Annotated in this window: 6 protein-coding genes; 4 read left to right on the top strand and 2 right to left on the bottom strand. The window is 68.6% G+C overall.

Going from position 1 to position 6,347, the window contains the following annotated elements:
• The first annotated feature begins 68 nt into the window (after positions 1 to 68).
• Positions 69 to 1,022 (top strand): 3',5'-cyclic adenosine monophosphate phosphodiesterase CpdA, encoded by a 954-nt coding sequence (cpdA, locus tag AC2VOR_RS07220; protein ID WP_486963483.1) that lies wholly within the window; start codon positions 69 to 71, stop codon positions 1,020 to 1,022.
• Here cpdA and AC2VOR_RS07225 read toward each other — a convergent pair.
• On the bottom strand, positions 967 to 2,565 hold the full coding sequence (locus AC2VOR_RS07225; protein WP_486963484.1) for a stealth family protein: 1,599 nt from the start codon (positions 2,563 to 2,565) through the stop codon (positions 967 to 969). The two genes, cpdA and AC2VOR_RS07225, sit on opposite strands and share 56 nt — an antisense overlap.
• Before the next feature lie 250 nt (positions 2,566 to 2,815).
• Between AC2VOR_RS07225 and AC2VOR_RS07230 the strand changes: the two genes are divergently transcribed.
• The 3 genes from AC2VOR_RS07230 (at position 2,816) to purM (ending at position 6,050) form a co-directional block, all read left to right on the top strand.
• Positions 2,816 to 3,205 (top strand): sterol carrier family protein, encoded by a 390-nt coding sequence (locus tag AC2VOR_RS07230; protein WP_369736864.1) that lies wholly within the window; start codon positions 2,816 to 2,818, stop codon positions 3,203 to 3,205.
• A gap of 135 nt (positions 3,206 to 3,340) precedes the next feature.
• Complete coding sequence (purF, locus tag AC2VOR_RS07235) at positions 3,341 to 4,888, top strand: amidophosphoribosyltransferase (protein ID WP_369736865.1); 1,548 nt, start codon at positions 3,341 to 3,343, stop codon at positions 4,886 to 4,888.
• Positions 4,889 to 4,958: 70 nt separating this feature from the next.
• Positions 4,959 to 6,050 (top strand): phosphoribosylformylglycinamidine cyclo-ligase, encoded by a 1,092-nt coding sequence (gene purM / locus AC2VOR_RS07240; RefSeq protein WP_369736866.1) that lies wholly within the window; start codon positions 4,959 to 4,961, stop codon positions 6,048 to 6,050.
• A gap of 77 nt (positions 6,051 to 6,127) precedes the next feature.
• On the opposite strand, the gene AC2VOR_RS07245 is transcribed toward purM, so the two are convergent.
• A complete protein-coding gene (locus AC2VOR_RS07245; RefSeq protein ID WP_369736867.1) occupies positions 6,128 to 6,313 on the bottom strand; it encodes a DUF3073 domain-containing protein in 186 nt (61 codons plus the stop codon).
• Positions 6,314 to 6,347 lie beyond the last annotated feature (34 nt).

Here is a 6,347-nt window from a genome sequence, read left to right on the forward strand (position 1 = left end):
GCGCTCACGGCCGTATACTCGGGTGAGGCTTGACGAGGAAACCGATACACGAGAGGGTTGGCACCCCGGTGCACAGACTCAGGGCCGCGGAACACCCGCGGCCGGATTTCATTCTCTTGCACATCAGCGACACCCATCTCATTGCGCAGGGGTCCCTGTACGGGGCGGTCGACGCGGACGGCCGGCTGGGGGAGCTGCTCGAGCAGCTGACCCAGGCGCGGCTGCGGCCCGACGCGATCGTCGTCACCGGAGACCTGACCGACAAGGGCGAGCCCGCGGCCTACCGCAAACTGCGCGCCGCGGTGGAGCCCTTCGCGGCCGAGCTGGGCGCCGAGCTCGTCTGGGTGATGGGCAACCACGACGACCGGTCCGCCTTGCGCAGCGCGCTGCTCGACGAAGCGCCGTCGATGGCACCGCTGGACCGCGTCTGCATGATCGACGGGCTGCGCGTCATCACGCTGGACACGTCGGTTCCCGGCCATCACCACGGGGAGATCAGTGCCTCCCAATTGGCTTGGCTCGCAGCACAGTTGGACGCACCCGCGCCGCACGGCAGCATCCTCGCCCTGCACCACCCGCCGATTCCCAGCGTCCTGGACCTGGCGGTCACGGTGGAACTGCGCGACCAGGCCGCCCTCGGGCGGGTGCTGCGCGGAAGCGATGTCCGCGCGATCCTGGCCGGGCACCTGCACTATTCGACGAACGCGACTTTTGTGGGCATCCCGGTGTCCGTGGCTTCGGCCACCTGCTACACGCAGGACCTGACGGTCGCCGCCGGCGGAACCCGCGGCAGAGACGGCGCCCAGGCCTGCAATGTGGTGCACGTCTACCAGGACACCGTCGTGCACTCGGTGATCCCGCTCGGCGGCGGAGAGACGGTGGGCACCTTCGTCTCTCCGGCGGAGGCGCGCCGCAAGATCACCGACAGCGGCCTGTTCATCGAGCCGTCCCGGCGGGATTCGCTGTTCAGCCACCCTCCGAGGGTGTTAGCGTCATCGGCTCGGCGAACCCCGGTTGACTGACGTCGGCCGACACCTTCTCCCAGGGCGCGGGGATGGGGAAGTAGCGCTCGAGGAAGTCGACGACCCGCTCGGCCCGCTCCTCCGCCGAGACCTCGGGGAAACTGCCGTCGTTGAGGCAGAAGAAGTCGTGGTTGCGCTTCCTGCGCAGCACGGGAAGCAGGTCGAGGCCGGCCCGGCTGGTGGTGTCGACGTAGAGAACTTTGGCCTTTTCCTGCTGGACGGCGCGCCCGGTCATCAGCGCGTAGTAGTGGTAGAACGAGTTGGTCACCGAGATGTCGGTGCTGGACCGGAACTGGCTGGCCTGGGTGCGGGCGAAGTCCTCCGGGAATTCGCGTTCCATCTCCCGCAGCACGCTTTTGCGCAGCGGGACGGCGGTGTGCTCCAGATGGCGGGTGATGACCCGGCCGAATCGCTCGAAGATCAACCGCCGGTTCACCCGGGCGGCGTTCTCGAACCCGCTGCGGGTGGGGTCGTTGTCGCCGATCCCGATGCGCGTCGTGGCCTCGATGAACCTTGTGACGCCGCCCGGGGAGAAGAACATGGTCGCTTTGACCGGCCGGCCGAAGAACATGTCGTCGTTGGAGTACAGGAAGTGCTCGCTGAGCTCCGCGATGTTGTGCAGCTGGCTTTCCACCGCATGCGAGCTGTAGGTCGGTAACGCGGCGGGGTCCGAGAAATGCTCCTCGGCGCGCACGATGGAGATCTTCGGATGGTCGGCCAGCCACTCCGGCGGGCGGGAATCCGTCGCGATGAAGATCCGACGCACCCACGGCGCGAACATGTTGACCGACCGCAGCGCGTATTTCAGCTCGTCGATCTGACGAATGCGCGCTTCGGCTTCGTCGCCCTCGCCCACCAGGTACCGCGACATCTGCGCGTCGCGTCGCGCGCGGAACTCGGGGTCGCTGCCCTCCACCCAGGAGAACACCATGTCGATGTCGAAGGTGACGTCGCTTGCGTGCGCGGCGAACATTCCCGCGATGGTCGGCCACTTGTAGCCGTAGAGTTTGACGGTCGCCGGCCGGACCTCGCTCCGTGGCAACAAGGTTCGCGTCAGGGAGTTCTCCACCGGGCAGCGGATCACGGTGTCCTCGTACACCCAGAACTGGATCTCCACGCCGAACGCGGGCCCGTACCGCAGACCCCCGGGGGCGATCCGTCGCCGATACAGCCGCACGAGACGCGGATCGGGCAGCGCGGAGAGCCGGCCTCCGGCGACGAGGACGGGCGCCAGCCCCTTTTTGTCGACCGTCTTGGCGTACATGGGCTCGGCCGCACATGACGCCACCAACGCGCGCTCGACCGCCGGGCGCTGTTCGATGTCGACCGCGAGGATCGGCCGGCCCTTGTGGTCACGGATCAGCAGGAAGCCAATGCCGGCCTTGCTCAAGACCTTTCGGATGAACACCAGATCCTCGACCTGTCCCTCGTGGGGGGTCAGGCTGGATTCGAGCCGGGCGATCTTTCCCCGCCGGGTCACCACGAGGGGCGCCGGGGCCCGGCGGGCGGTGCGACCACCCTCGCTCGGATCGGATTTGGCCATCGGACACCCCGTTCAATCAGCCACCGCGGAAGCGGAAAGCCTCGCGCTCCGCGGCCGGTGCGGGTGCGGGCATGCCCAGTCCGTACCGGTAACGTCCATGGTGCCGTCAAGCCGAAACCACTGCAAGACAGGCGATTTAGTGAACTTTCGGACACCTGCCGGCAACACGGCCGTCGCGGCCGCGTCACGCGTCGTTGGGTTTCGCGTCGGGTCCCGCGCGGCGCCGCGCTCCGCTTTGAGAACCTTGGGTGTGCCCGCCCGTGACAAAGCAGACCCGGCCGTCGCCCGGGCCGCGGTGCTAGCCGTCGCGGACTGGTTGCGCGACGCGTCCCATCCGTCCCCCGACCGGGATGCGCTGGCGACGGCGGTGCGCCTCACCGCGCGCACCCTGGCCGCCGTGGCGCCGGGCGCCAGCGTCGAGGTCCGTATCCCGCCGTTCGTCGCGGTGCAGTGTGTCGCCGGGCCCCGCCATACCCGCGGCACCCCGCCCAACGTCGTGGAAACCGACGCGCGGACCTGGCTCCTGCTGGCCACCGGGTTGCTGGGGCTGGATGAGGCCAGGACCGCCGGGATGCTGACGTTGTCAGGTTCGCGAGCGGGTGAGATCGAGCACTGGTTGCCCCTGTTCGGTGTCGGCTGAACATAACTCTGAACTGCACGTTTAGGGTAAAGGCGGGGAATTTTCGGCGCTCAACACGCTGTGCGATTCGGCGCTGCGGGCGGTGTGCCCGTAGACTCCGTTTCGTCACCCACCGTTCTCCGGGAGCCGCCGAACGTGACCGTCGCTGGAGCAGATGCACCCGAGCAGGACTTCAACTCGCCCCGTGAAGAGTGTGGTGTATTCGGGGTCTGGGCCCCGGGCGAAGAGGTCGCCAAGCTCACCTACTACGGCCTTTACGCGCTGCAGCATCGCGGGCAGGAAGCCGCGGGCATCGCGGTCGCCGACGGATCCCAGGTGCTGGTCTTCAAAGATCTCGGCTTGGTCAGCCAGGTCTTCGACGAGCAGACGCTGGCGGCAATGCACGGCCACGTCGCCATCGGGCACTGCCGCTATTCCACCACCGGGGACACCACCTGGGAAAACGCCCAGCCGGTCTTCCGCAACACCGCGGCCGGCACGGGAGTCGCGTTGGGGCACAACGGAAACCTGGTCAACACCGCCGAGCTGGCCGCGCGGGCCCGCGACGCGGGTCTGATCGCCCGCCGCGCTCCCGCCCCGGCGACGACGGATTCCGACATCCTGGGCGCGCTCCTGGCGCACGGCGCGGCCGATTCCACCCTGGAACAGGCCGCGCTGGAGCTGCTGCCGACGGTGCGTGGCGCCTTCTGCCTGACGTTCATGGACGAGAACACCCTCTACGCGTGCCGCGACCCGCACGGGGTGCGCCCGCTTTCGCTCGGACGGTTGGATCGCGGCTGGGTGGTGGCCTCGGAGACGGCCGCGCTCGACATCGTCGGCGCCTCGTTCGTCCGTGACATCGAACCGGGGGAACTGCTGGCCATCGACGCCGACGGGGTGCGCTCGACACGGTTCGCCAACCCCACCCCCAAGGGCTGCATCTTCGAGTACGTCTACCTGGCCCGGCCCGACAGCACGCTGGCCGGCCGGTCCGTGCACGCGACCCGCGTGGAGATCGGCCGCCGACTGGCCCGGGAATGCCCCGTCGAGGCCGACCTGGTGATCGGGGTGCCCGAATCCGGCACGCCCGCCGCGGTCGGGTACGCGCAGGAGTCCGGCATTCCCTACGGTCAGGGCCTGATGAAGAACGCCTACGTCGGGCGCACCTTCATCCAGCCCTCCCAGACGATCCGTCAGCTCGGCATCCGGCTCAAGCTGAACCCGCTCAAAGAGGTGATCCGCGGCAAGCGGCTCATCGTCGTCGATGACTCGATCGTGCGGGGTAATACCCAGCGTGCGCTGCTGCGGATGCTGCGCGAGGCCGGTGCCCTCGAGGTGCACGTCCGCATCGCCTCGCCGCCGGTGAAGTGGCCCTGCTTCTACGGCATCGACTTTCCGTCGCCGGCGGAGTTGATCGCCAATGCCGTCGAGGACAAAGAGGAGATGCTCGAGGCGGTTCGGCATGCCATCGGGGCCGACACGCTGGGGTACATCTCGCTGCGTGGGCTGGTCGCGGCGTCCGAGCAGCCCGCGTCCCGGTTGTGCACCGCCTGTTTCGACGGCAGGTATCCGATCGCGCTGCCGGGCGAGACGGCGCTGGGCAAAAACGTTGTCGAGCACATGCTGGCCAACGCGGCGCGCGGGGCGGGGTTGGAGGGTACCGCCACCGGGACCGCTGCCGGGGAAGTGCCGATCGGCTGCTGACGCGGGGCTCGTCGGCGCTGCGAAGACGTTTGATACCGGCGGTCGCTGCCGCCCGGTAGCCTTTATCGCGATGACGGATCCCGGAAAAAGCCCCGGACGAGAGCCGGGCAGTCAGGGCATTACCTACGCGTCTGCGGGCGTGGACATAGAAGCCGGTGATCGCGCCGTCGACTTGTTCAAGCCGCTGGCGACCAAGGCGACCAGACCGGAGGTGCGCGGCGGCCTGGGCGGATTCGCCGGGCTGTTCGCGCTGCGCGGCGACTACCGCGAGCCCGTGCTGGCGGCGTCCACCGACGGCGTCGGCACCAAGCTGGCGGTGGCCCAGGCGATGGACAAGCACGACACCGTCGGCCTGGACCTGGTCGCGATGGTAGTCGACGACCTGGTGGTGTGTGGTGCGGAACCGCTGTTCCTGCAGGACTACATCGCCGTCGGGCGGACCGTGCCGGAGCGCCTGGCCGCGATCGTCGGCGGCATCGCCGAGGGGTGCGTCCGCGCGGGTTGCGCGTTGCTGGGAGGGGAGACGGCGGAGCATCCCGGCCTCATGGAGCCCGACCACTACGACATCTCGGCGACCGGCGTCGGCGTGGTCGAGGCCGACGACGTGCTGGGCCCCGACCGGGTCAAGCCCGGCGACGTCATCATCGCCCTGGGCTCGTCCGGCCTGCATTCCAACGGATACTCGCTGGCCCGTGCGGTGCTGCTCGAGATCGACCGAATGCCGCTCGCCGGTCACGTGGAGGAGTTCGGCCGCACGTTGGGCGAAGAACTGCTCGAGCCCACCCGCATCTACGCCAGGGACTGCCTTGCCCTGGCCGCCGAGACCCAGGTCCGCACGTTCTGTCACGTCACCGGCGGCGGGCTCGCCGGTAACCTACAGCGGGTCATCCCGCACGGGCTGGTCGCCGAGGTCGACCGGGGCACGTGGACGCCGGCTCCGGTGTTCGCGATGATCGCCCAGCGCGGCCGTGTCGACCGCGAGGAGATGGAGAAGACGTTCAACATGGGGGTCGGCATGATCGCGGTCGTGGCCCCGGAAGACACCGACCGCGCGTTGGCCATCTTGACCGCGCGGCACCTGGACTGCTGGGTCTTGGGCACCGTGTGCAAGGGCAAGGACGGTCCGCGGGCAAAACTGGTCGGTCAACACCCGAGATTCTGAAGACCGCAAGCTAGAGAAGCCTCAAAGTAGAGAAACCGTGCCGATGCGGAGCGCACCGGCACGGGGAAGTGCACGTCCTAGTGGCGCCAGTCTTCCTCGGCGTCCCACGAACTGTCGGGGCCGTCGTCCAGTTCGGCGGAGTCGATGTCGGCACCCGTTCCCGACAACTCGCGCTGAAGCCGCTGGAAGTCGGTCTGCGGAGAGCTGTACTTCAGTTCTCGAGCAACCTTGGTCTGCTTTGCCTTAGCCCGGCCGCGGCCCATGGGGGAACCCCCTCGCGCAATAACGGAGCGGCCT

The sequence above is a fragment of the Mycobacterium sp. TH-M103 genome (assembly GCF_057473785.1).

Bases quoted from the DNA above. Each gene is read 5' to 3' on its own strand.
- AC2VOR_RS07225 (WP_486963484.1), bottom strand. From the start codon at position 2,565: ATGGCCAAATCCGATCCGAGCGAGGGTGGTCGCACCGCCCGCCGGGCC.
- purM (WP_369736866.1), top strand. From the start codon at position 4,959: ATGACGGATCCCGGAAAAAGCCCCGGACGAGAGCCGGGCAGTCAGGGC.
- AC2VOR_RS07245 (WP_369736867.1), bottom strand. From the start codon at position 6,313: ATGGGCCGCGGCCGGGCTAAGGCAAAGCAGACCAAGGTTGCTCGAGAA.